The sequence below is a fragment of the Ewingella sp. AOP9-I1-14 genome, from assembly GCF_052375995.1.
GTDB lineage: Bacteria > Pseudomonadota > Gammaproteobacteria > Enterobacterales > Enterobacteriaceae > Ewingella > Ewingella allii.
On record NZ_JBQSVA010000002.1, the window covers coordinates 841,754 to 864,711 of the forward strand.

A 22,958-nucleotide genomic window follows, 5' to 3' on the forward strand; every position below is an offset into this window, starting at 1 on the left:
GCTCCCGTTAAATCACGCCCAAGGCTCGTAACAGATAAAGCCCCAGCGCGGTGGTGAAAAATGAACCTAGCGTGGTTACAGCAATAATGTTGGCAGCCAGCGTAGCATTTCCGCCCAACGCGCGCGTCATAACATAGCTGCCCGCCGCCGTTGGCGTACAGGAGAAGAGGAAAATCACCCCGAGCGCCGCGCCGCGAAAGCCGAGCAGCCAGCCGCCTAACGTCATCAACGCTGGGACAAAAATCACCCGCGACGCCGAGGACCAGGCCGCCACGTTTGAGCTGCGGAACATGGTTCGCCAATCCAGACTGGCTCCGGCACAGAGCATCGCCAACGGCAGCGCCATGCCTGAAATAAATTCGCCGGTTTTGCCAATGGTGTCAGGCATCGGCAGGTGGCTGTACTGGAAGGCCAGCCCGAGCAGCAATCCAATAATCAGTGGGTTAGTGACAATGCCGCGCAGAATCGGGCGTAGCCCGACGCGCTTGCCGGAGCCGCCCTGCAAACTGCGGGTTAAGGTTATGACCGAAAGCACGTTGAACAAAATCACCGTGACCGCCAGATACATCGACCCCAGCGCGATGCCGTCATTGCCGAAAGCCAGCGAGGCATAGGCCAGCCCAGCAATCCCCGTGTTGGCGCGAAATCCGCCTTGCACAAAGATGCCCCGCTCGCGCGGATCTTTCACCAGCTTGATGGCGACCAGTTCTAGAAGCAGAAATGAAATGATAGTACCGACTGCGCCATAGACCGCCAGCGGCAGGTTAGAACCCGAGGTGTCGTGCCCTTGCGCCACGCTGAAAAACAGCAGGCAGGGCAGCGCGATATTGAATACCAGACGACTGGCTTTTTCATTGAAGTTGTCGTCCATCAGTCCGGTACGACGCAACCACATGCCGAGGATTAATATCAATAAATTAGGAACCGTAACGCCAAACGCAAAACTCCAGGTTTCCCAAAACATCCGTTCCTTCCCTGCCGTCGAGGCCAAAAAAAACGAGGTACATTTTCATGTACCTCATCAGATTAAGATTTATTTTTCAGGTGCTGTAACAGGCGCTTACGCTTACGCTGCTGGTGCGGAGAGAGCGTGTTCTTCTTGCCTTCATACGGGTTTTCGCCTTCTTTAAATTGAATACGAATTGGCGTACCCATCACTTTCAGTGAACGACGGAAGTAGTTCATCAGATAGCGTTTGTACGAATCGGCCAGATCTTTCACCTGATTACCGTGGATAACCACGATAGGCGGGTTATACCCCCCGGCATGCGCATATTTCAGCTTCACGCGGCGACCATTCACCAACGGTGGCTGATGGTCGTCGGCCGCCATCTGCATGATGCGCGTCAGTAAGGAAGTGCTTACACGGGTGGTAGCACAGGTATAGGCTTCAATGACGGATTCGAACAGATTGCCTACGCCGCTGCCGTGCAGAGCAGAAATGAAGTGGATACGGGCGAAATCGACAAAGCCGAGGCGCAGGTCTAACTGGTCTTTCACCTGAGCACGGGCATCTTCGCTCATGCCATCCCATTTGTTCACCACGATAACCAGTGAGCGCCCACTATTGAGGATAAAGCCTAACAGCGAGAGGTCTTGGTCAGAGATGCCTTCGCGGGCGTCGATAACCAGCATCACCACGTTGGCATCTTCAATCGCTTGCAGGGTCTTGATCACTGAGAACTTCTCAACGATTTCAGTGACTTTTCCGCGCTTACGCACACCTGCGGTGTCGATCAGAACGTATTCACGCTCATCACGGGTCATCGGGATGTAGATACTGTCGCGAGTGGTGCCCGGCATGTCGTACACCACCACCCGCTCTTCGCCGAGAATACGGTTAGTCAGTGTGGACTTCCCTACGTTCGGACGGCCGACAATAGCCAGTTTGATTGGCAGAGATTGCGGGTCGAAGTCATCTTCAACGTCGGCTGGGATCTCATCGTCGTCCTGACCGCCTTCCAACTCAGCCCAGTACGCGGCGTTGGCTTCTTCTTCAGTCAGCTCAACTTCTTCAGGCTTCTCGCCGACGAACGGCACTAATACGTGTTCGATAAGCTGAGTTACACCACGGCCATGTGAGGCAGCAATGGCGTACACATCACCAAGGCCCAGCGAGTAGAAATCGCCGGTGGCGGTGTCTGGGTCCAGACCGTCAGTTTTGTTAGCGACCAGGAAGGTGGCTTTTTCACGGCTACGCAGATGCTGGGCGATGCCCTGATCGGCAGGCATCAGGCCCGCGCGCGCATCCACCATGAACAACACGATGTCGGCTTCTTCAATGGCTAACAGAGACTGGCCTGCCATGCGAGTTTCGACACCATCTTCAGTGCCGTCGATACCGCCGGTATCAACAATGATGAACTCATTACCCTCAATTTCAGCACGACCGTACTTGCGGTCACGCGTTAGCCCCGGGAAATCCGCAACCAGCGCGTCACGCGTCTTGGTTAAACGGTTAAATAAGGTGGATTTACCCACATTCGGGCGCCCAACAAGCGCGACGACAGGTATCATTTTAAAGCCTCTGTTTTTATAAACTAAGTGCAAAACGCAAAGAGTTACAGCACGGCATAAAGCCATAAAACGCTATAAATCAAATCATTACATCGCAAGCTGTGAAATTCACCTGCGCATATTTCAGAATACGAAACGGCCCCTGATTTTTTCAGGAGCCGTTTTTAAGCCCGACTGGGCCAGACGCGACGAGCGACTATTTGCGACGATCAGCGGGTGAAGGAGTAAACCTCACCGCCCTTCGCCTGCACGACCAGCTTGTCGCTTGCCACGATTGGCGCAGCCAAGAAGCCGGAGCTGTCAACTTTCTGCTGAGCCACGAAACGGCCATCAGTGGTGTTGATCCAGTGCAGGTAGCCTTCCGAGTCACCAACCACAATATAACCATTATACAACACTGGCGCGGTCAGGTTACGGTGCAGCAAATCACTTTGACGCCACAGGCTAACGCCGCCTTGGGTGTCGAGCGCCATCACGCGGTCATCTTGGTCAACCATATAGATGTGACCGGCGTCGACGATGAAGTCATTGATAGAGCCAACGTCACGTTTCCACATGATTTGGCCAGAACGCAGATCCATTGCCACCAGATTGCCGTTGTAAGCCAGCGCGTAAACTACGCCGTCAACGATAACTGGCGTGGTGTCCACGTCGCTCAGACGATCGATTTCAGTCGCGCCGCTTGGCTGAGAAATACGTTGCTGCCAGATCAGCTGGCCTTCTTTCATCAGCACCGCGCTCACGCGTCCGTTGTCGCCACCGACAATGGCTGCACCGAAGGCAGTTGCAGGGGCTGACTCACCGCGCAGTGACAGCGTTGGCATATCGAGGTTGGCGGTCCATTGGATAGTCCCGTCAGTCTCGCTTAAGCCTTGCAGCATACCGTTGCCGGTGTGGATGATCACCAGACCGTCGCTGACCACTGGGCGAGAGAGTGCTTCACCCGCCACTTTGGTCTGCCATGCCACAGTACCGTCAGCGCTGTTCAGTGCATAAACGATCGCTTTTTCGCTGCCCACGTAGATATGTGAGCCAGCAGCGGTCACGCCGCCAGACAGCAGAGCAGGACGATTTTTGGAGAAGAAGCCGGTTTTTTCCGACAGATCCACTTTCCAGTTTTCTTTGCCGCTGTCAGCATCCAGAGATTTCACAATACCGAAACGATCGGCGGCGAAGATAGTATTGTCCTGCCAGGCCGGACGCAGATGAGAGTAGAAATCGCCTACGCCATCACCCACCGACGTGCTCCACACTTTGGTTGGTGTGAACTGATTTTCAACTTTCGGCAACGGGGACATCTTAACGACGTCTTCTTCGCTGTTAAACAAAGAACAGCCACTCAACAGGGCAACGGAAACCCATCCTACCAAGAGTGTTTTACGCAATTGCATCGGGGTTCCCCTTAGCTGGATAAGTTGTTCAATTTCATACGCAACACGTTCTGTAGCGTCTGAGAAGGTTTAGAATCAAGGCCTTTGCTGAAGGCTTCACGCGCGCCCTTGGCATCGCCTTTCGCCAGCAAAACGTCACCGCGAACATCTTGTTGCAGTGCAATCCAGCCCTCACCCTTAACGCCGTCGAGCGTTTTGAGTGCGTCATCAAATTTCTTTTGCTGCGATTGAACGCGAGCCAAACGCAGGCTGACCAGAGAGAGTAAATTCTCTTCTTTCGCCTGAGATTGTGCGGCAACCAGCTGCTTTTCCGCGTTAGCGAAATCTTTCGCTTCCACGAAATGATCAGCAAGCTGGAGCGAAGCGAACACGCCGTAGTTGTTTTTATTGCTCTGCGCGAATTTCTCTAAATCTTCAACGCCCTGCGCTTTCTTATCAGTTACGGCCTGATTGGCCTGCTGGAAAGCAACAGAAGAGTCAGCCATGGCCGAGCTCTCATGAGACTGCCAATAACGCCAACCACCTAGAGCGGCGATCCCGAGTACAACGCCAATCGCCAGCGCTTTACCGTTTTCTGCAAAGAAACGACGTACAGCGTCAACTTGTTCGTTTTCAGTGGTATAGATTTCCACGTGGTCCTTCTCCTTAACCTATCATCGAGGCCAAGCGCGCAGCGAGTTCGCTTTGCGCCAGCGTTTCTTGCTCACCGCTTTGCAGGTCTTTAACCACTACCTGACGGGCCGCGACTTCGTTTTCACCTAATACCAGAGCGACGCGCGCTCCCCATTTATCAGCGCGGGCAAATTGCTTTTTGAAATTACCGCCGCCGTAGTTAGTCATCACTCTTAATGCAGGAAGCTCGTCACGCAGTGACTCTGCTAATTGCATTGCTGCGCCCTGAGTTCCAGCGCCGACAGAAATCACATAAGCATCTACTGTCGCAGGTGCTTTAAAGTCTGGGTTAACAGCCTGAATCAATAAGATCAGACGCTCAAGCCCCATAGCAAAACCGACGGCTGGCGTTGCACGCCCACCCAGTTGTTCGACCAAACCATCATAACGGCCGCCGCCACACACAGTACCCTGTGAGCCGAGGCTAGTCGTTACCCATTCGAACACGGTGCGGTTGTAGTAATCCAAACCGCGAACCAGACGCTGGTTAACCGTATATGGGATACCTGCTTGCTCTAAAAGTTCACACAAGCCAGCAAAGTGTTCTTTAGATTCAGCATCAAGATAGTCCGCCAGCGCCGGCGCGTCATTCAACAACAGTTGAACGTCTGGATTTTTTGAGTCCAAAACGCGCATTGGGTTGGTGTACATGCGACGTTTGCAGTCTTCGTCCAGCTTCTCTTTATGCTGCTCAAGGAAAGCCACCAGTGCTTCACGGTAGTTCGCACGCGCTTCCAGAGAGCCAATAGAGTTCAGTTCCAGCGCAACGTGATCGGCGATACCCAGCGCACGCCACCAGCGTGCAGTCATCATGATCAGTTCAGCGTCAACGTCCGGGCCTTGCAGGCCAAAGACTTCAACACCCATCTGGAAGAATTGACGATAGCGACCTTTTTGCGGGCGCTCGTAGCGGAACATCGGGCCGATGTACCACAGGCGTTGTTCTTGATTGTACAGCAGACCATGTTCAATACCGGCGCGCACGCAGCCAGCAGTCCCTTCCGGGCGCAGGGTCAGGCTTTCGCCATTGCGGTCCTCGAAGGTATACATCTCTTTTTCGACCACGTCGGTAACTTCACCGATGGCGCGTTTGAATAACGGGGTCTGCTCTACAATCGGCATACGGATTTCGCTGTAACCGTAACTACCCAGCACCTGCTTAAGGATGCCTTCGACACGTTGCCACAGCGCGGTATCTTCCGGCAGGTAGTCGTTCATGCCACGGATGGCCTGGATATTCTTTGCCACGTCAATTCTCTATCGTTTTTATAAAAAATGAACCCGATAGTCGGGTTCAATATAATGCAGGCGCGGATGGGCGCCTGCAACCGATGTTACTTTTCAAGATGATTGATAACGATACGTTTACTCTCATCCATAATGGCTGCTTTGGCGCGGATCTTGGCTTCGAGCTGGTCGATCATTTGCTCGTTGTCGAAACGATCCTTCTGGCGCACGCCATCTTCATAGAAACCGCTCTTGTTGTGGCCGCCGGTCACACCAATGGTCGACACCAGCGCTTCGCCAGGGCCGTTAACCACGCAGCCAATGATCGACACGTCCATCGGCGTGATCAGATCTTCAAGGCGCTGTTCCAAGGCGTTCACGGTACCAATGACGTCAAACTCCTGACGTGAGCAGGTCGGGCAAGCAATAAAGTTAATACCGCGCGAACGAATGCGCAGTGACTTCAAGATATCGAAGCCAACTTTAACTTCTTCCACCGGATCCGCCGCCAGAGAAATACGCAGCGTGTCGCCGATCCCTTCAGAAAGCAGCATACCCAAGCCGATCGCTGACTTAACCGATCCACTACGCATGCCACCCGCCTCGGTGATCCCAAGGTGCAGAGGTTGATCAATGCGTGCAGCGAGTAAGCGATAAGACTGCACGGCGAGGAACACGTCGGAGGCTTTCACGCTGACTTTAAACTGGTCGAAATTCAGGCGATCAAGGATATCAACGTGGCGCATCGCCGACTCAAGCAGGGCTTCCGGCGTAGGTTCGCCGTACTTTTCCTGAATGTCTTTCTCGAGCGAGCCGCCGTTAACACCGATACGAATCGGGATATTTTTGTCACGAGCGCAATCGACTACCGAGCGAATGCGAGATTCATTACCGATATTACCCGGGTTGATGCGTAAGCAGTCAACGCCGTACTCGGCAACTTGCAGCGCAATACGGTAGTCAAAATGGATATCAGCGACCAGCGGGACATTAACCTGCTGCTTGATGAGTTTGAAAGCTTCGGCGGCGTCCATGGTAGGAACAGAAACACGGACGATATCAACGCCAACACGTTCAAGGGCTTTGATCTGTGCCACGGTTGCGGCGACATCGGTGGTACGGGTGTTGGTCATTGATTGCACAGCAATCGGCGCACCATCACCGATAGGCACCTTGCCGACGTAAATCCGGGTTGATTTCCGACGGGTGATGGGTGCTTGGTTATGCATTACTTACTCTCCACAGTTGCAAAGAATCTGAACAGCTGCCGATTATTCGGCAGCCAAAGTCAGACGAGCAACACGGCTGGACTTGATAAAACGACTTAAATCAACCGGCTTACCTTGATACTGAATTTCAACAGCAGCAGGTGCCCCGATTTTTAATTTGTAAGGCGCAGTACCTTTAACGCTCAAGGTTTCACCGCCCTTCTTCATGCCGCTGAACAAAGTCTTGCCAGAGGCATCGTCAATCTGCAACCAGCAGTCTGACTTAAAGGTCATCGCAACAGCATCGGCGTCGGCCGCTGGGGTAGCAGAGTCTGCATTTCCCGTCGGCAGGCCGTTTTGAGCCACTGGCTGGCTTGGCGATACGGCAGCAGGCGCTTGCTCAGTATTGCTGGCCGGTGCATTGGCTGCAGTAGACGTATCTAAAGGAACTGAATTAGCTGGCTGTGAAGAAGCCGCGCCCGCCGTGGCGTCAGCAGGTGCTGTACCCTGCGTTGGCGTGGTTTCAACCGGGGCTGAATTTGGGTTATCACCCGTATTCAGAGCAATAGACTGCCCCTGGCCGTTGTCCTGATTCAGCTGAGCCGTTGACTGGTCAGCCATCGTGGCGATTTCTTGCTGCTGGGCTTGATGATTTTGCCACCACCACGCACCAGTCAAACCAATCACCACGAACACCACGAGCCAGGTAAAGCCCATCAACCAGCCATCGCGCTTCTTGCGAGATTTGCCGAGTGCGAACCCTTGCATCGAGGCAACTTTCGGCACTTTGATTGGCGCTTGTTTGCCAATCATGCTTGAAAGCTCTTCTTCAGGAACGTGAACTAATTTAGCGTACGAGCGAATATAGCCACGCAGGAAAGTCGGCGCGAGGTCGGCCGGCGTGGTTTCTTCTTCAATTTGGCGAATAGTCGAGACTTTCAGGCATAGGCGTTCTGCAACGGCCTGATGACTAAGTCCCAGCTGTTCACGAGCTTGACGCAGGCGTTCGCCCGTCGTCATTGTGGCTTTATTTTCTTGAGAGGCTTCAGTATTCATTAGCTAAGAACTGCTGGTACTGTTGGGATTGTGGAAAACTTCGCGCCAGCTGCTTGCCGTAGCGTTGAACGCTAACCGGGTTGCTTGCTAACGCAGCGAAACGAATTTGTAACATGAGGCTTTCAGCACTGGCTGGCAGAACATGTTGGTAGACATCGAGCAACACTTGCGCCTGAGCGCGGTTCCCTTCACCAAACTGTTTGGTTGCCTCAGTGAGCAAAGGCGCACCTTTATCAGGATCAATTTTCAATGCCCGACTCAGTAACACACGTGCTTCCTCATTCTGATTGGCCTTCAGAAAACAGTAGCCTGCGTTTTCCAGACTGTCAGCCACCTGACCGTAATCAGGGACATTGGCAGCGGCGCTAAACTGCTGTTGTGCCGGTACATACTGCCCTAAACCACACAAAAACGCACCGTAATTATTAAGCACAGTTCCATTTTGCGGAGCCAGCTTCAATGCCTGCTGATAACGGCTTTCTGCTGCACCATTATCGCCGTTTTTTTGCTCGTAAAGCGCCATGCCTAACTGGGTGCGATAATCGTTTGGTGCACTATCCACTGCTTTCTGTAGATTCTGCTTCGCACTGGCCATATTGCCCTGAGACAAATAGGCCATGCCCAACTGCAAACGGGTCTGTGAAGCACTGCCCGGCGCGGCGAGCTCAGACTCCTTGGGAGAGCTGGAACAGCTCGCCAACAGGCAGACTGTAAAGCTTAGCGCAATTGCCTTGGTCCATCTGGTTTTAATCGTCATGCTAAATCCCTTTATTCTGCCACCGACCACGTTTCATCTTGGTGAAGCCTATTGGCTCCAGCAGATGCTGTTCAGATTAAGCCCGGCGATCTGGCTGACCGGGCTCCAGAAAACACAACTAGTTACTCGCCTATTATAGATAGGCTGCTGAATTTAGACGGCTTTAATAGCGATAGCGTCACCGGCCATTTTCTTCTTCAGCGTGCGTTTAGTACGGTCGATAACATCGCCCGCCAACTGACCACAAGCGGCATCGATATCATCACCACGGGTCTTACGCACAATGACGGTAAATCCATAATCCATCAATACTTTAGAGAAGCGATCGATACGGCTGTTAGAGCTGCGGCCATATGGCGCGCCTGGGAACGGGTTCCATGGGATCAGGTTGATCTTGCACGGGGTGTTCTTCAGGCGTTCAGCCAATTCGTGCGCGTGCTCGGTGCCATCGTTAATATGGTCAAGCATCACGTACTCAATGGTCACGCGGCCTTGGTTAGCATTGGATTTACCAATGTAACGCTCAACGGCGGCGAGGAAAGTATCAATGTTGTATTTGCGGTTAATCGGTACGATTTCATCGCGAATGGTGTCATTCGGCGCGTGAAGAGAGATAGCCAGCGCGACGTCAATCATGTCGCCCAGCTTGTCCAGCGCAGGCACGACGCCTGAGGTTGACAGCGTAACGCGACGTTTTGACAGACCGAAACCGAAATCGTCCAGCATGATCTCCATTGCCGGAACCACGTTGTTCAGGTTAAGCAGCGGCTCCCCCATCCCCATCATCACCACGTTGGTGATTGGGCGGGTCCCGGCAACCTTAGCGGCACCAATGATTTTCGCCGCACGCCAGACTTGCCCGATGATTTCAGACACGCGCAGGTTACGGTTGAAGCCCTGCTGCGCCGTGGAGCAGAAAGTACACTCAAGGGCACAACCTACTTGGGAAGAAACGCACAGCGTGGCGCGATCGCCATCAGGGATATAAACGGTTTCGACCAACTGCCCGCCGACTTGAATAGCCCATTTGATGGTGCCATCGGTGGAGCGTTGTTCAGAAGCTACTTCCGGCGCGCGAATTTCAGCAACGCGGGCCAACTTCTCACGCAGCGCTTTGTTGATATCGGTCATTTGCTCGAAATCATCGCTGCAATAGTGGTACATCCACTTCATGACCTGATCAGCACGGAACGGTTTTTCGCCCATGTTGATGAAGAACTCGCGCATTTGCTTACGGTTAAGGTCAAGAAGGTTAATTTTGGCAGCGTCAGGCTTGACAGTATTCACTGCATCGGCTGGCTGTGGAGTCGGTTGTGCAGTCATATCAGACAAGTTTTGCTCAGGCGTGTTTGTTTCAAACATAATTCGAATTAGCCTCGTTGTTACACGTTATGGCGTCAGGGAAGTGCAGAGTCATTGAGTGGCGACCTGCAATGTAGTGTATTTCAATATTTGGTATTTAAAATACTTGCGCCCCGAAGAGACTGACTCATTCGGGGCGCAACATTGTACAAATTTTAAGGCGAGGTTGCTATGTTTGCCGCGTCTCACTCACATATTTATTGTACATATGAGTGAACAGAGGCAAAAAAGCCCGGCCAGAAAATCTTAACGCGGGCAGATTTCGCTTTCGGTGAAGAAGTAAGCGATTTCGCGCTGTGCAGATTCAACTGCATCAGAACCGTGAACGGCGTTAGCAGTGAAGCTGTCAGCGAAGTCAGCACGCAGAGTGCCAGCCAGTGCGTTGTCTGGGTTAGTTGCGCCCATGATGTCACGGTTACGCTGAACGGCGTTTTCACCTTCCAGAACCTGAACCATGATTGGACCAGAAGTCATGAACTCAACCAGACCGTCGAAGAAAGGACGACCTTTGTGTTCTGCGTAGAAGCCTTCAGCCTGCTCTTTGGTCAGTTTCAGCATTTTAGAAGCAATGATGGTGAAACCAGCACGTTCGAAACGCGCGTAGATTGCGCCGATGTCGTTGTTAGCTACTGAGTTTGGCTTGATGATGGAAAAAGTACGTTCGATAGTCATGAAAAACCTCTGGCTGACTCTTATAGGTAGGGCCGGTTAATTTAATGTTATACCTGCCGTAAAATGGCGCCGATTATAGGGGGCGAAGTTACGCTTGCCTACCCGAATCACAACATTTCGTTAAAAAAAAGTGAGCTGAGACTACATCTGTAACCTAAAGCCCACTTTCATGATCATTACGCCTTGCCGGAAGACGGAATAATGTTACGCAGCCAACTGCCCCACTTACGCTGATAGAAAGGCTGAGTGTGGCTGATCAGATAGTGGCTAATGCCGCGTTCTTTCTCAGAAACAATACAGAAATCAACCGGTTGGTCGTCTGGCGAGGTTTCGCTCGCCACGTTGCCCGCTTCGCGGATTAACGCGTCGACTTCGGCGTCAGTACCATCAGCTTCCACGCCCACCAGCAGGTTTGGCAGCTCATCCACGGCTTTGTCATGAATCAGTGCCAGAAAGGCACGGCGCACCGGCTTTTTCTGGCTGAACAGGGTGGTCAGCGCATCAATCATCGCTGAGGGATACTCTTCTGGCTGACCAATCATTATCTGGCTCTCTTTGTCCAACACCAGCTCGGCCGGTGCGGTCAAACCGCCGGTATTCAGCAGCAGCGTCACTTCACTTGGGGTGAATTCTTTGCCGTATTCTGACTTCGGATTGAGGAACAGCTCTTCGCCCTGGGTCATTTCAAACAACACCCGCGCAGGAAGGGCAACAAAAGCCTGCTCGTCGGGGCTTTCACCCGCACTGGCGCGCTCGAGCACTTCCAGCGAGGAAAACAGAGGAATGATGGAGGTGCCATCCTGCTTTTCCCAATGCAGCAGGTTCAACTCGCTACCCGCGTGGATCGCGACTTCTCCCGCGCCCTCTTCTTCCTGACCCGCGTCACCCAGCACGTAGACAGTAGCTTCTAATAGAGTCTGGTAAAACGCCGGGCGATAAGCCGCTTCTGTCACGGAAAGGCGCAGCAGACGCTCAAGTTCATTTTCGCCATTATTGGCCGCGGCTGCCGCTGGCAGGTGATCGTGCGGGACACTCATGTTGTTTCACTCCGATAAAACGGGGCACTTCTCAGTGCCCCGCTAGGGTCTTTCTATCTTACCGATTGATTTATTTTGCTTTAGCCAACAGCAGGTTAGCTACGGTACGCACCCCGATGCCGGTAGCGCCAGCGGCCCATTGGTCTACGGCACCTTTACGGTAAGTGGCTGAACAGTCGATGTGCAACCAGCCTTTTTTGTAGTTCTTGACGAAATGGGACAGGAAGCCCGCTGCGTTGCTGGCACCGGCAGTGTGTGACGGGCTGCCCATGTTGTTCAATTCAGCGAAGTTGGATGGCAGGTATGAACGGTGGAACTCAGCCAGAGGCAGACGCCAGAAGGGTTCAAACTCTTCTTTCGCGCTGTTTTGCAGCTCAGCGGCCAGCTCATCGTCGAAGCTGAACAGCGCGTGGTAATCGTTGCCCAGCGCCATTTTGGCAGCACCGGTCAGGGTTGCTGCATCAATCAACAACTCTGGATTCTGTTCAGAAGCGTCGATCAGGCCATCAGCCAGCACCAGACGGCCTTCGGCGTCGGTGTTCATCACTTCAACAGTTTTGCCATTGCGATAGCGAATGATATCGCCCAGCTTCATCGCGTTGCCGCTGACCATGTTGTCCGCGCAGCACAGGTACAGCTTAACGCGTTTGTTCAGGCCATTAGCCGCAGCCAGTGCCAGAGCACCCGTCAGCGTCGCTGCGCCGCCCATGTCGGACTTCATCGAGTCCATGCCTGCACTTGGTTTCAGGCTGTAGCCGCCGGTATCAAAGGTGATGCCTTTGCCGACCAGACACGCATACACCGGCTCATCGGCATTGCCGCTAGGGTTGTAATCCAGCGCCAGGAATGCCGGAGCGCGGTCTGAAGCACGGCCCACGGTGTGGATACCCGCGTAGTTTTGCTGGCGCAGGTCGTCGCCTTTCGTAATGCGATAGTTAACATGGCCATTGCCGAATTCGCACATCAAATCCACGGCGCGAGTCGCCAACTGCTCTGGCCCCAACTCTTCTGCTGGCAGGTTGATGGTGTCGCGAACCCAGTCGATAATTTTCAGACGTTGATTCAGGGTTTGAGTGTCTTCAGCTGACAGTTCAGCCCACTCAACGTTGCGGCTGCCTTTTGGCCCGCGGAAGCCCTGCCAGAACGCCCAGCTGTTTTCCAGATCCCAGCCTTCACCGGCCAGCGCTACGTTTTTCACACCCTGACCGTCGATACGGCGAGCTGCGCGGGCAATGGTCACCAGCGGGTTGTCGGAGGTCAAATGAATAATCATGCCTTCGGCATTCGTGCTTAATATCGCTTTTTCGCCCCAGCGTGTGTCGGCAGGCTGAGAAGACAAGAAAATCGGCATGGATTCATTGGTGGTGACTTCGGAACTCATAACTGCACTCCTGCTTTTTTATTTTTCAATGAAAGTATTATCTTCAATAACAGGCGTTTAGCCCTGACGTTCTCTAATACATTGTTGCTGTGATCGGGTCACTTAAGACGAGAATACCGGCGGTAGCTCGCGTAAACGACGGACTGATTTCACAATCAGGTTGCTAGCGTAATCTATCTCTTCCGCCGTGGTGTAACGTCCGAGGGAGAAACGCAGAGAACTGTGAGCCAGATCCTCGCCTAACCCCAGTGCACGTAAAACATAAGATGGTTCGAGGCTTGCCGAAGTACAGGCAGAGCCAGAAGAAACGGCCAAATCTTTCAACGCCATAATCAGCGACTCGCCCTCAACGCCGCTGAAACTGACGTTAAGAATGTTTGGCGCGCTATGCTCAGGCGAGCCATTAATCTGCACGCCCTCTAATTGCTGGATACCTTGCCACAGACGGTCACGCAATGCATGCAGGCGCTGCGCCTCATCGGCCAGCTCCTCTTTAGCAATGCGGAAAGCTTCACCCATGCCAACAATCTGATGCACCGGCAGAGTCCCGGAACGCATACCGCGCTCGTGCCCGCCGCCGTGGATCTGCGCTTCAATCCGCACCTTGGGTTTGCGGCGAACGTACAGGCCGCCGATGCCTTTCGGGCCATAGATTTTATGGGCGGAGAAAGACATAAGATCCACCGCCAGCTCATTGAGGTCTACCGGCAGCTTGCCGACGCTTTGGGTGGCATCGACGTGGAAGATAATGTCACGACTGCGGCAGAGTTCGCCAATAGCCGCGATATCCTGAATCACACCTATCTCATTGTTTACATGCATGATTGACACCAAAATCGTGTCTTCGCGCAGTGCGGATTCAATAGCCGCTGGGGTGATCACACCTTGAGCATTCGGGGCCAGATAAGTGACGTCGAAACCCTCTTTTTCCAGCTGCAAGCAGGTATCGAGCACCGCTTTGTGTTCGGTTTGGCTGGTAATAATGTGGTTACCCTTGTCGCGATAGGCATGCGCCGCGCCTTTAATGGCGAGGTTATCGGACTCGGTTGCGCCGGAAGTGAACACCACTTCACGCGGATCGGCATTAATCAGTTCGGCAATCTGGTTGCGAGCGACATCGACAATCTCTTCCGCCTGCCAGCCAAAACGGTGGGAACGGGATGCTGGATTACCAAAAGTACCGTCAAAAGTCAGACACTTCATCATGGCCTCGGCTACCCGCGGGTCAACAGGCGTGGTGGCTGAATAATCCAGATAAATAGGTAATTTCATGGCGGGCATGCTCCGTACTGCACGTTCAACAGCGAACGAGAGAGTTAAAAACGAGGGCTAGTTTAAAACGGCTGCACTGAATCTTAAAAGGAAAATAGTGCCCTACTGACATTCTCTACAGGAATAAAAAAGGCTGCCCATGGCAGCCCTTTCGCGATTTTCGACCTCAAGCCATTTGGTGCAGGGCTTAAGCTCTTAAATTCACATTGATCGTTTCCAGGATGCGGCCTGAAGGATGGCGACGCGTTTCACCATTTTGGCGATCCGCCACTTCCAGAATCTCTTGGTTGTTCACCAATTCACCCAGCGTGATGTTGTTGAGGAAGCCGCTAATGCGTTCGCTCAGGTCGCGCCACAGGGTGTGGGTCAGGCAACGTTCGCCGTTCTGGCAGCCTTCTTTACCCTGACAACGGGTGGCGTCGACTGACTCGTCAACAGCCGTGATCACCGCGCCTACTGCGATTTCACTGGCGTCTTTACCCAGCAGATAACCACCGCCCGGACCACGCACACTGGCAACCAGACCGTTTTTACGCAAACGCGAAAACAGCTGTTCCAGATAAGAAAGAGAGATGCCCTGGCGTTCGGAAATGTCGGCTAAAGGAACCGGACCTTCCTGTGAATGCAGTGCTACATCAAGCATAGCGGTTACGGCATAACGGCCTTTGGATGTCAGTCTCATAGCATGGTTACCTGTTGAAAAAATACGTTGGGGGTAGAACATGCAAACGAGTCTGCCATTCCCGAGTATTTCAGTCAACTATTTAACCCAGTAATTTACTCAAGTATTATTCCTTACGGGTAGCGCGTCTTTTTTGCCGCCCGCAAGGAAAAATCAATCCATTGATTTATATAGATTAAAATGAGTAATCCTTGCTAATTTCAGGCTTATTCCGCGTCTTTATGCTGCTTGTCGATCGAGGTCAAAATGCCGCGAAGGATGTTTAGCTCCTGAGATTCAGGACGCGCACGGGTAAATAATCGGCGCAATTTGCTCATAACCTGACCAGGATGCGACTGGCGAATAAACCCGGTTTGCAGCAAGGTTTGCTCCAAATGTTGGTAAAAACGCTCGAGGTCATCCACCAAAGGATAAGGCGTTTCTTCATATTCGACCTGAGGTTTGCCAGCTTCTTGCAGAGCAAGGTAAGCGACGCGCACTTCATAAGCGATGATTTGCACCGCCATCGCCAAATTCAGCGAGCTGTATTCAGGATTAGCGGGAATGCAGACGTGGTAGTTACATTTTTGCAGCTCTTCGTTGGTCAACCCGACGCGCTCGCGGCCAAATACCAAGGCTACCGGCGCGGTTTCTGCGGTTTTGGCACTTTTCTCGCCGCACTCGCGCGGTTCGAGCATCGGCCAAGGCAGGGTGCGCGATCGGGCACTGGTGCCAACCACCAGACTACAACCGGCCAATGCTTCGTCGAGGGTGTCGACAATAGTGGCGTTACCAATGACATCACTGGCACCGGCGGCCAGAGAAATGGCTTGGGAATCTGGCTTAACTAACGGATTTACCAGATATAAATTCGATAAGCCCATGGTTTTCATGGCACGAGCAGTGGAACCCATATTGCCCGTGTGGGACGTTTCTACTAAAACGATGCGGATATTGTGCAGCATACAGACTCTAAGCGTAGCGGAAAATCACAGCAGCTTAACACAACGGTAGTCAATTTTCAGAACCCCTGCTATACTGCGCGCCGTTTCCCGTATTCCCGTTCTTTAACATCCTAGTTGGAAGATATCCATGCATCCGATGCTAACCATCGCCGTGCGCGCTGCGCGTAAGGCCGGTAACTTAATTGCCAAACATTATGAAACGCCTGATTCTGTCGAAACCACTCAGAAAGGCACTAACGATTTCGTTACCAACGTTGATCGCGATGCTGAGCATCTGATTATTGACGTTATTCGCAAGTCCTACCCAAAACACACCATCATTGGTGAAGAATGTGGCGAACTGGCTGGCGAAGACAAAGACGTACAATGGATTATCGACCCACTGGATGGCACTACCAACTTCGTTAAACGTCTCCCTCACTTCGCTGTTTCTATCGCCGTGCGCATCAAAGGCCGCACTGAAGTTGCGGTAGTTTACGACCCAATGCGTAACGAACTGTTCACCGCCACTCGCGGTCAGGGCGCACAGCTCAACGGTTATCGCCTGCGCGGCACCAATGCAAAAGATCTCGATGGCACCATTCTGGCCACCGGTTTCCCGTTCAAATCCAAGCAACACGCTAACAGCTACATCAACGTGCTGGGCAAGCTGTTCAACGAGTGCGCTGACTTCCGCCGCACCGGTTCTGCTGCGCTGGACCTGGCTTACGTGGCAGCTGGCCGCGTTGACGGTTTCTTCGAAATCGGCCTGAAACCTTGGGATTTCGCCGGTGGCGAACTGCTGGTTCGTGAAGCTGGCGGCGTGGTGACTGACTTCGTTGGCGGCCACAACCACTACCTGTCAGGCAACGTGGTTGCTGGCAACCCGCGCGTCGTTAAAGGTATTTTGAATACCATGCGTGAAGAACTGAGCGAAGCCCTGAAGCGTTAATTCCTTCCGCCTCGCCATGAAAAACGGACGCCCTGCGCGTCCGTTTTTTTTATGTCTATTGTCAGCCCTTAGCCACGGCCAAATGGGCCGATACCGCCATCTGGCGCAGCACCGCCCGCGGTGTAGAGCAGGACGCCAGCCAACAGCAAGATTAATCCTCCCGCCAAGGCCAGTGCCGACCACGCCACGGTCTGCCACGCGGCAGGCGTGCGTTTGGCACTCAGCTTTACCGCCATCGCCCGGCTGTAAAACACCAATAAGCCAATCATCGAGACGGTGATTGAAGTTCCCAAAGCCATCACCAGCGCGGAAAGCACGCCCCACAAATAGACACCAATCACCTTGGAAAAAAGCAGCACCATGATAGCCCCGGAGCAAGGCCGCAGCCCCATCGCCAGCACGATAGTCGCCTGAGTGCGCCAGTCGCTCCCGGCTTGCAACTGCTGGTCGGTCGGCAGATGCTGATGCCCGCAACCACAATTTTCGTCATGTACGTGGTTATCACCCAACGGGCGCAGGCTGTTGATGGTCAGCCCTTGGCGCGGTTTCAAGCTTTTCAAGGTGAAGTAGCAACGCTTAATTGCCCGCCAGCAGAGTAAAACCCCAAGCAGCATCACCAGAATGAAACTCCCCCGCTCCAGCCAGAAGCTGCTTTGATGCAGCTGCCGCGAGGAGAGCTGCAACACGCCGAGCATCAGCGTCACCAGTAAAACCGCCACTAAGCCCTGCACCACGGCGGAGGCGAAGGTCAGCTTTAAACTGTTTTTTAGCCGCGAGGGGTGAGTCGCCAAATAGGTGGTAATGACGATTTTGCCGTGCCCCGGCCCGATAGCGTGAACAATGCCGTAAATCAGGCTGAAGCCCATTAATGTCAGCCCGGCTTTTTGCGGATTGGCCTTCACCTGCTGCAAAAGCCCGGCCAGCTCCTGGTGCAACTCTCGCTGCCAGATAATGCTGTTGAGCAGAATGCGCGGCCAGTATTGCCAGAGGGCGGCAGCGCCGACGGCCAAAAGCAGTAAGAACACCGCCAGCGGCCAGAGATCCCACGCCCAGTGGCGCTTGCGGTTTTCCATCAAATTCAATGACATTGCAAAGTTACCTTCTGCGCAAACTGCTGGCCCAAATCCATGTCTTCCGGCGGCGCGTCGGCCTTATCCAGCGACAGCGCGTAGCTTTGCAGTGACGCGTCCGGCTTCGGGGTGAAGAGCGCCAAACTACAGCTCTGCGCCAGCTCCGGCGGGATGTGCAGCGCGTTTTTATCTTTATAAGTCATATCGACAAAGTAGCTGGGATCGAAGGTGGAGAAGATCATCGGCGTACCGGACAGTGGCTGCGGGGCCGCCAAAGGCATGACGAACTCCAGCACCGCCTGATCGCCTTTGCGCGACAGCTGATATTCACTCGGCAAATCGAGATATTTAATCGGCTTGCCGTCGCGGTAGAAGTCGGTGAAGTAGTGCTGGCTCAGCACCCGCGCCATCACTTCGGCGGCCAGTTTCTTCCACACGGTAGAATCCGATTTGGCTTTCTGCGCGTCATAAAGCAGGTCCGCCGAGGTGATTTCATCCATCGTCCAGACCATTTTCAGGCCGGTAAGCTGCTGGTCCTTGGTCACCAGCGTGGTTTGCATATCAATAAAACTGTGGGGATGTGCCTGAACGGCCAACGGCAGTGACAGACTGCACGCCAATAAGCTAATTTTCAGGCAGGAAGAGCGCCGGTTCCTGGCGCGAATAAAGGTCTTTTCCATGGTTAAGGCCCGTAAAGTCAGTGAATACCTGCTGCTAATTGTTACAAAGTAACAGTTTTTGCTGGTGCAATTAAGCGGATGAGAAAAATAACTGTGATCAGAGTTGTAAGCCGGTGTAAAACCGTGAGCTTCGCCGCGTCGCTCAACCCGTGGTTTGCTATGCTTTGCATATAATTTCACGCGTAAGTATATAGAAGGTCTTATGAGCCTGGACACCGCCCCCGTGCCTGAGCTCTCCGGTCAACAACGGCGCTGCCATGTTTTGTTGATGCTGTATGCGCCGTTACCGGCAATGCAACTGGAGACGATCAGCCAAATAAATGGCACTGACCTCCCCACCACTCGGCAGGATCTTGCCGATGTCCACCGTGATATAAACCGCCTGCATCGATTGAATATTCTGGAGTTTGGCGAGTCTGCATGCCAGTTACAGGGCGAACAGCTTGACCTGCGATTGTGTCTGTTTCACGGCCTGCGCCGCGCCCTGCGCACCTCTCCGGCCTTTATTAATCAGCACTTCTCGCCGTGGCTACATCAGGCACTGGCCCCCTATCGCTTCGCCGACAGCCATTTTTATGAGCACGAGCTGAATCGGCTGATAAGCCAGTGCGCCGCCCGGCTGAGCCGGGAGTTCAGTGAGCGCGACCAGACTTTTTTGCGCGTCTATTTGCAGTATTGCCTGTGGCAGAACCTGTCTCAAGGGGATAACAGCTTTGAACCGGCCAAACTGACTGATTTACAGTGCCAGTGGCTGCGCGAAAAACCGGAGTTTGCCTCCGCCAGCCGCCTGTTCACTCAGCTACAGCACATCAGCGGTGGGCAGTTAGCCGAAGGGGAGCGCGACTTTTTCACCCTGCTGCTGAGATTGTTGAAAAACCATCAGTACAGCAGCAGCGGCTCATTGGAAGATGAACAGCTCACCCAGCAAGTGGCGAAATTAATTGCCAATTTCCAAGAAGTTGCCGGGATGAAGTTCAGCAGCGATGAGGGGCTAGCTCGCCAGCTTTTTGCTCATCTTGGCCCGGCAATTGAACGCTGCCATTTTTCGATTGGTATCGACAATCTGCTGCAAGATGAAGTTACCCGCATGTACCCAAGGTTGGTGCGTACCACTCGCGAGGCGCTGGAGGATTTCCAACTGGAGTACCAGATTCGGCTTTCGGAGGAGGAAGTGGGCTTAGTCGCCGTGACCTTCGGCGCATGGCTGATGCAAGGTAACGCCCTGCACGAAAAGCAGATTTTACTGCTGACCGACAACAATCCGCAGCTTGAAGAGGCGGTGGAGCAGCAGATCCGCGAGGCGACACTGCTGCCACTTAATATTCAATATCAGACGCTGGCGGATTTCCAGCAGCTCGGCGCACCGGCCGGCGTCGCCATGATTGTCACGCCTTACGCAACACGGATCACCGACGCCGACCCGCTGGTCATTCACACCCAACTGCCATTGGCAAAAGAGCAGCGAAAACGCATTCGCTCGCTGCTCGAAGCCCATTAATCGATCGCGACTGGCGTCACTTTCGGCCGCAGGAAAATGGCCGGTGCCGCCACCAGCGCCATCACGAAGAACAGCCCGGCGTGCAGATGCTCAAACAAGAAGCCGGAAATCATGGTCATCACCGCCACGCCGCCGCCCATGGCTAAGGCCGAATAAACAGATTGCAGGCGAATTACCTGATCCCGAGGGCGCGAGGCAATAAAGCGCATCCCCGCCAGATGGCAAACGGTGAAAGTGCCGCAGTGCAGGATTTGAATCAGGATAAGCCAAGGTAGCTCGATGAATGCCCCCATCAATGCCCAGCGCACCACGCCACAGCAGGCGGAGAGCAGCAGCAAATCGCGCGCGCTCCAGCGGCGGAACAGCTTATTGCTGAAGGTGAACACCAGCACTTCCGCCACCACGCCCAGCGACCATAGATACCCCACCACCGAGGCGGAATAGCCTTGGTCCTGCCAGTAAATCGCGCTGAAACCGTAATAGGCCGCGTGGGCACCTTGCAGCAAGGAGACGCAGAGTAAGAAGCGCCAGACCGGCGTTTCACTCAGCAAGGCTTTCCAGGAAATGGCCGGCTCGTTGTTTTCGCGCTTGGCTCCCACCGGCTTAACGCTCGGGCGGAACAGCATCCCCAGCAGCATGGCGGCAATGCCGACCGTCAGCGTGTAAAGAATCGCATTATGGCCATATACCGACACCAGCTTGCCAGTCAGCGCCGAACCTATCACAAAGGCTATTGATCCCCAGACGCGGACTTTGCCGTAATCCATGGTGATTTGGCGCTGTAGCGTGCCAGAAAGGGCATCGGTCAGGGGCACTAACGGGCCGAAGAAGATGCTAAACCCGGCGATGTTGATCATCAACCACGCCCAGCCGTTGCCAAACCAGTAGCCCACCGCGAAGGCCAGTGTCAGCAGTGCCAAAATGCGCAGGCCGGTAATTAAATGGGCGGGATCTTTAATGGCAGGAGAAATGATTAAGGTACCGAGGAAACGTGAAACTAAGCCGGCCCCCAGCAATAACCCGATATTTTCAGAAGAGATACCCTCGCCTTTTAACCAAACCCCAAAGAAAGGCAGAAAAATACCGTAGCTGAAAAAGTAGGTGAAATAGCTAAGCCCTAGCCAATACGTTGAACGCAATACCATAGTTCCTCCGGTTTTTATGGGCGATACTTTGACAGAGGTCACACTAGCTAGCAATCAGCAGTGAAGGTGTTAAGAGAGGAATGTAAGGCGGCTCACAGTTATGGCTGGCTATTAACAAAAAACCCGCCGAGGCGGGTTTATTTATTCAGATCAAAACGCTGCAAGTCCTGAGTGATCACACTCAGACTCGGTCACGACATTACGCGTAAACCGGGAAGCGTGCGCAGATATCCAGCACGTTTTTCTTAACGCGTTCGATAGTGGCTTCGTCGTTGATGTTGTCCAGAACGTCACAGATCCAGCCAGCCAGTTCGCGAACTTCGGCTTCTTTGAAACCACGACGGGTAACAGCCGGAGTACCGATACGCACGCCAGAGGTCACGAAAGGAGACTTCGGATCGTTTGGCACGGAGTTTTTGTTGACGGTGATGTTAGCACGGCCCAGCGCGGCGTCGGCTTCTTTACCGGTCAGGTTCTTATCAACCAAGTCCATCAGGAACAGGTGGTTGTGCGTACCGCCTGAAACCACGTTGTAACCACGTTCCATCACCACGGCCACCATAGCTTGGGCGTTTTTAGCCACTTGCTGTTGGTAAGTTTTGAACTCAGGCTCCATCGCTTCTTTCAGGGCTACCGCTTTACCGGCAATCACGTGCATCAGCGGGCCGCCCTGACCACCAGGGAATACGGCTGAGTTGAGTTTTTTATAGAACTCTTCGCTGCCGCCTTTCGCCAGAATCAAACCACCGCGAGGACCCGCCAGCGTTTTGTGGGTAGTGGTGGTAACGATGTGTGCGTGTGGCACTGGGTTCGGGTAAACGCCTGCGGCAATCAGACCGGCAACGTGTGCCATGTCGACGAAGAAGTACGCGCCAACGCTGTCTGCGATTTCACGCATCTTGGCCCAGTCAACCACGCCAGAGAATGCAGAGAAGCCGCCAATGATCATTTTTGGCTTGTGGATTTCGGCCTGACGCTTAACGTCTTCATAGTCGATATCGCCGCCTTCATTGATGCCGTAAGGCACCACGTTGTACAGCTTACCGGACAGGTTCACTGGAGAACCGTGAGTCAGGTGACCGCCGTGGCCGAGGTTCATCCCAAGGATGGTGTCGCCTGGTTGCAGCAGCGCGGTGTACACCGCGAAGTTAGCCTGTGAGCCAGAGTGTGGCTGCACGTTAGCGAAGTCTGCACCAAACAGCTCTTTCGCGCGGTCGATAGCCAACTGCTCTACGATATCCACGTATTCGCAGCCGCCGTAATAACGTTTGCCCGGATAACCTTCGGCATATTTGTTAGTCAGTTGCGAACCCTGAGCCTGCATGACGCGCGGGCTGGTGTAGTTTTCTGACGCAATCAGCTCGATATGTTCTTCCTGACGAACAACTTCCTTCTCCATTGCTGCCCACAGCTCAGCATCATAATCGGCAATGTTCATTTCACGCTTTAACATCCG

The 22,958-nt window shown here is 53.5% G+C and carries 21 protein-coding genes; 2 read left to right on the top strand and 19 right to left on the bottom strand.

Annotated features, from left to right (window positions below; translation table 11 throughout):
• Positions 1-7: 7 nt before the first annotated feature.
• The 15 genes from ACT3RT_RS09105 to trmJ form a co-directional block, all read right to left on the bottom strand.
• On the bottom strand, positions 8-964 hold the full coding sequence (locus ACT3RT_RS09105; protein ID WP_353501238.1) for an AEC family transporter: 957 nt from the start codon (positions 962-964) through the stop codon (positions 8-10).
• A 62-nt stretch (positions 965-1,026) separates the two neighbouring features.
• Complete coding sequence (gene der, locus ACT3RT_RS09110; protein ID WP_353501237.1) at positions 1,027-2,517, bottom strand: ribosome biogenesis GTPase Der; 1,491 nt, start codon at positions 2,515-2,517, stop codon at positions 1,027-1,029.
• A 209-nt stretch (positions 2,518-2,726) separates the two neighbouring features.
• Positions 2,727-3,908 carry an outer membrane protein assembly factor BamB gene (gene bamB, locus ACT3RT_RS09115; RefSeq protein ID WP_353501236.1) on the bottom strand — a complete coding sequence of 394 codons (1,182 nt, stop codon included), beginning with the start codon at positions 3,906-3,908 and terminating at the stop codon, positions 2,727-2,729.
• 11 nt (positions 3,909-3,919) lie between these two features.
• Complete coding sequence (locus ACT3RT_RS09120) at positions 3,920-4,540, bottom strand: YfgM family protein (RefSeq protein ID WP_485901720.1); 621 nt, start codon at positions 4,538-4,540, stop codon at positions 3,920-3,922.
• A 13-nt stretch (positions 4,541-4,553) separates the two neighbouring features.
• On the bottom strand, positions 4,554-5,828 hold the full coding sequence (gene hisS, locus ACT3RT_RS09125) for a histidine--tRNA ligase (RefSeq protein WP_353501234.1): 1,275 nt from the start codon (positions 5,826-5,828) through the stop codon (positions 4,554-4,556).
• 86 nt (positions 5,829-5,914) lie between these two features.
• Positions 5,915-7,036: a flavodoxin-dependent (E)-4-hydroxy-3-methylbut-2-enyl-diphosphate synthase gene (gene ispG / locus ACT3RT_RS09130; RefSeq protein WP_353501233.1), complete on the bottom strand. Its 1,122-nt coding sequence runs from the start codon at positions 7,034-7,036 to the stop codon at positions 5,915-5,917.
• Positions 7,037-7,078: 42 nt separating this feature from the next.
• Positions 7,079-8,071, bottom strand: coding sequence for a cytoskeleton protein RodZ (rodZ, locus tag ACT3RT_RS09135; RefSeq protein WP_486032065.1), 993 nt, complete (start codon positions 8,069-8,071; stop codon positions 7,079-7,081).
• Positions 8,061-8,828: a type IV pilus biogenesis/stability protein PilW gene (gene pilW / locus ACT3RT_RS09140; RefSeq protein WP_353501231.1), complete on the bottom strand. Its 768-nt coding sequence runs from the start codon at positions 8,826-8,828 to the stop codon at positions 8,061-8,063. The genes rodZ and pilW overlap by 11 nt, the downstream gene beginning before the upstream one ends.
• A 153-nt stretch (positions 8,829-8,981) precedes the next feature.
• Positions 8,982-10,190, bottom strand: coding sequence for a dual-specificity RNA methyltransferase RlmN (locus ACT3RT_RS09145; protein ID WP_034788173.1), 1,209 nt, complete (start codon positions 10,188-10,190; stop codon positions 8,982-8,984).
• A 246-nt stretch (positions 10,191-10,436) separates the two neighbouring features.
• Complete coding sequence (gene ndk, locus ACT3RT_RS09150; RefSeq protein ID WP_013574367.1) at positions 10,437-10,862, bottom strand: nucleoside-diphosphate kinase; 426 nt, start codon at positions 10,860-10,862, stop codon at positions 10,437-10,439.
• A 176-nt stretch (positions 10,863-11,038) separates the two neighbouring features.
• Positions 11,039-11,899 carry an enhanced serine sensitivity protein SseB gene (gene sseB / locus ACT3RT_RS09155; protein WP_396130146.1) on the bottom strand — a complete coding sequence of 287 codons (861 nt, stop codon included), beginning with the start codon at positions 11,897-11,899 and terminating at the stop codon, positions 11,039-11,041.
• A gap of 70 nt (positions 11,900-11,969) precedes the next feature.
• Positions 11,970-13,280: an aminopeptidase PepB gene (pepB, locus tag ACT3RT_RS09160; protein WP_496202842.1), complete on the bottom strand. Its 1,311-nt coding sequence runs from the start codon at positions 13,278-13,280 to the stop codon at positions 11,970-11,972.
• A 102-nt stretch (positions 13,281-13,382) separates the two neighbouring features.
• The gene (locus ACT3RT_RS09165) at positions 13,383-14,552 is read right to left on the bottom strand and encodes an IscS subfamily cysteine desulfurase (protein ID WP_353501228.1); all 1,170 of its coding nucleotides are present in this window, start codon (positions 14,550-14,552) and stop codon (positions 13,383-13,385) included.
• A 187-nt stretch (positions 14,553-14,739) separates the two neighbouring features.
• A complete protein-coding gene (iscR, locus tag ACT3RT_RS09170) occupies positions 14,740-15,234 on the bottom strand; it encodes a Fe-S cluster assembly transcriptional regulator IscR (RefSeq protein WP_353501227.1) in 495 nt (164 codons plus the stop codon).
• A 206-nt stretch (positions 15,235-15,440) separates the two neighbouring features.
• Positions 15,441-16,178, bottom strand: a complete 738-nt coding sequence (gene trmJ, locus ACT3RT_RS09175) for a tRNA (cytosine(32)/uridine(32)-2'-O)-methyltransferase TrmJ (RefSeq protein ID WP_034788150.1) — start codon at positions 16,176-16,178, stop codon at positions 15,441-15,443.
• A gap of 127 nt (positions 16,179-16,305) precedes the next feature.
• On the opposite strand from trmJ, the gene suhB reads away from it, so the two are divergent.
• The gene (suhB, locus tag ACT3RT_RS09180; RefSeq protein ID WP_034788147.1) at positions 16,306-17,109 is read left to right on the top strand and encodes an inositol-1-monophosphatase; all 804 of its coding nucleotides are present in this window, start codon (positions 16,306-16,308) and stop codon (positions 17,107-17,109) included.
• 68 nt (positions 17,110-17,177) lie between these two features.
• Here the strand turns inward: suhB and ACT3RT_RS09185 are convergent, their stop codons facing one another.
• On the bottom strand, positions 17,178-18,197 hold the full coding sequence (locus ACT3RT_RS09185; RefSeq protein WP_496202843.1) for a nickel/cobalt transporter: 1,020 nt from the start codon (positions 18,195-18,197) through the stop codon (positions 17,178-17,180).
• On the bottom strand, positions 18,188-18,859 hold the full coding sequence (locus ACT3RT_RS09190; protein ID WP_496202844.1) for a DUF1007 family protein: 672 nt from the start codon (positions 18,857-18,859) through the stop codon (positions 18,188-18,190). Before ACT3RT_RS09190 ends, ACT3RT_RS09185 begins: the two co-directional genes overlap by 10 nt.
• A gap of 202 nt (positions 18,860-19,061) precedes the next feature.
• Here ACT3RT_RS09190 and csiE point away from each other — a divergent pair, with 202 nt between their 5' ends.
• On the top strand, positions 19,062-20,357 hold the full coding sequence (gene csiE / locus ACT3RT_RS09195) for a stationary phase inducible protein CsiE (RefSeq protein ID WP_496202845.1): 1,296 nt from the start codon (positions 19,062-19,064) through the stop codon (positions 20,355-20,357).
• Here csiE and ACT3RT_RS09200 read toward each other — a convergent pair.
• On the bottom strand, positions 20,354-21,502 hold the full coding sequence (locus ACT3RT_RS09200) for a 3-phenylpropionate MFS transporter (RefSeq protein WP_353501223.1): 1,149 nt from the start codon (positions 21,500-21,502) through the stop codon (positions 20,354-20,356). The two genes, csiE and ACT3RT_RS09200, sit on opposite strands and share 4 nt — an antisense overlap.
• A 199-nt stretch (positions 21,503-21,701) precedes the next feature.
• Entirely contained in the window at positions 21,702-22,955 is a 1,254-nt protein-coding gene (glyA, locus tag ACT3RT_RS09205; RefSeq protein ID WP_353501222.1) for a serine hydroxymethyltransferase, read from the bottom strand.
• Between the last annotated feature and the right edge of the window lie 3 nt (positions 22,956-22,958).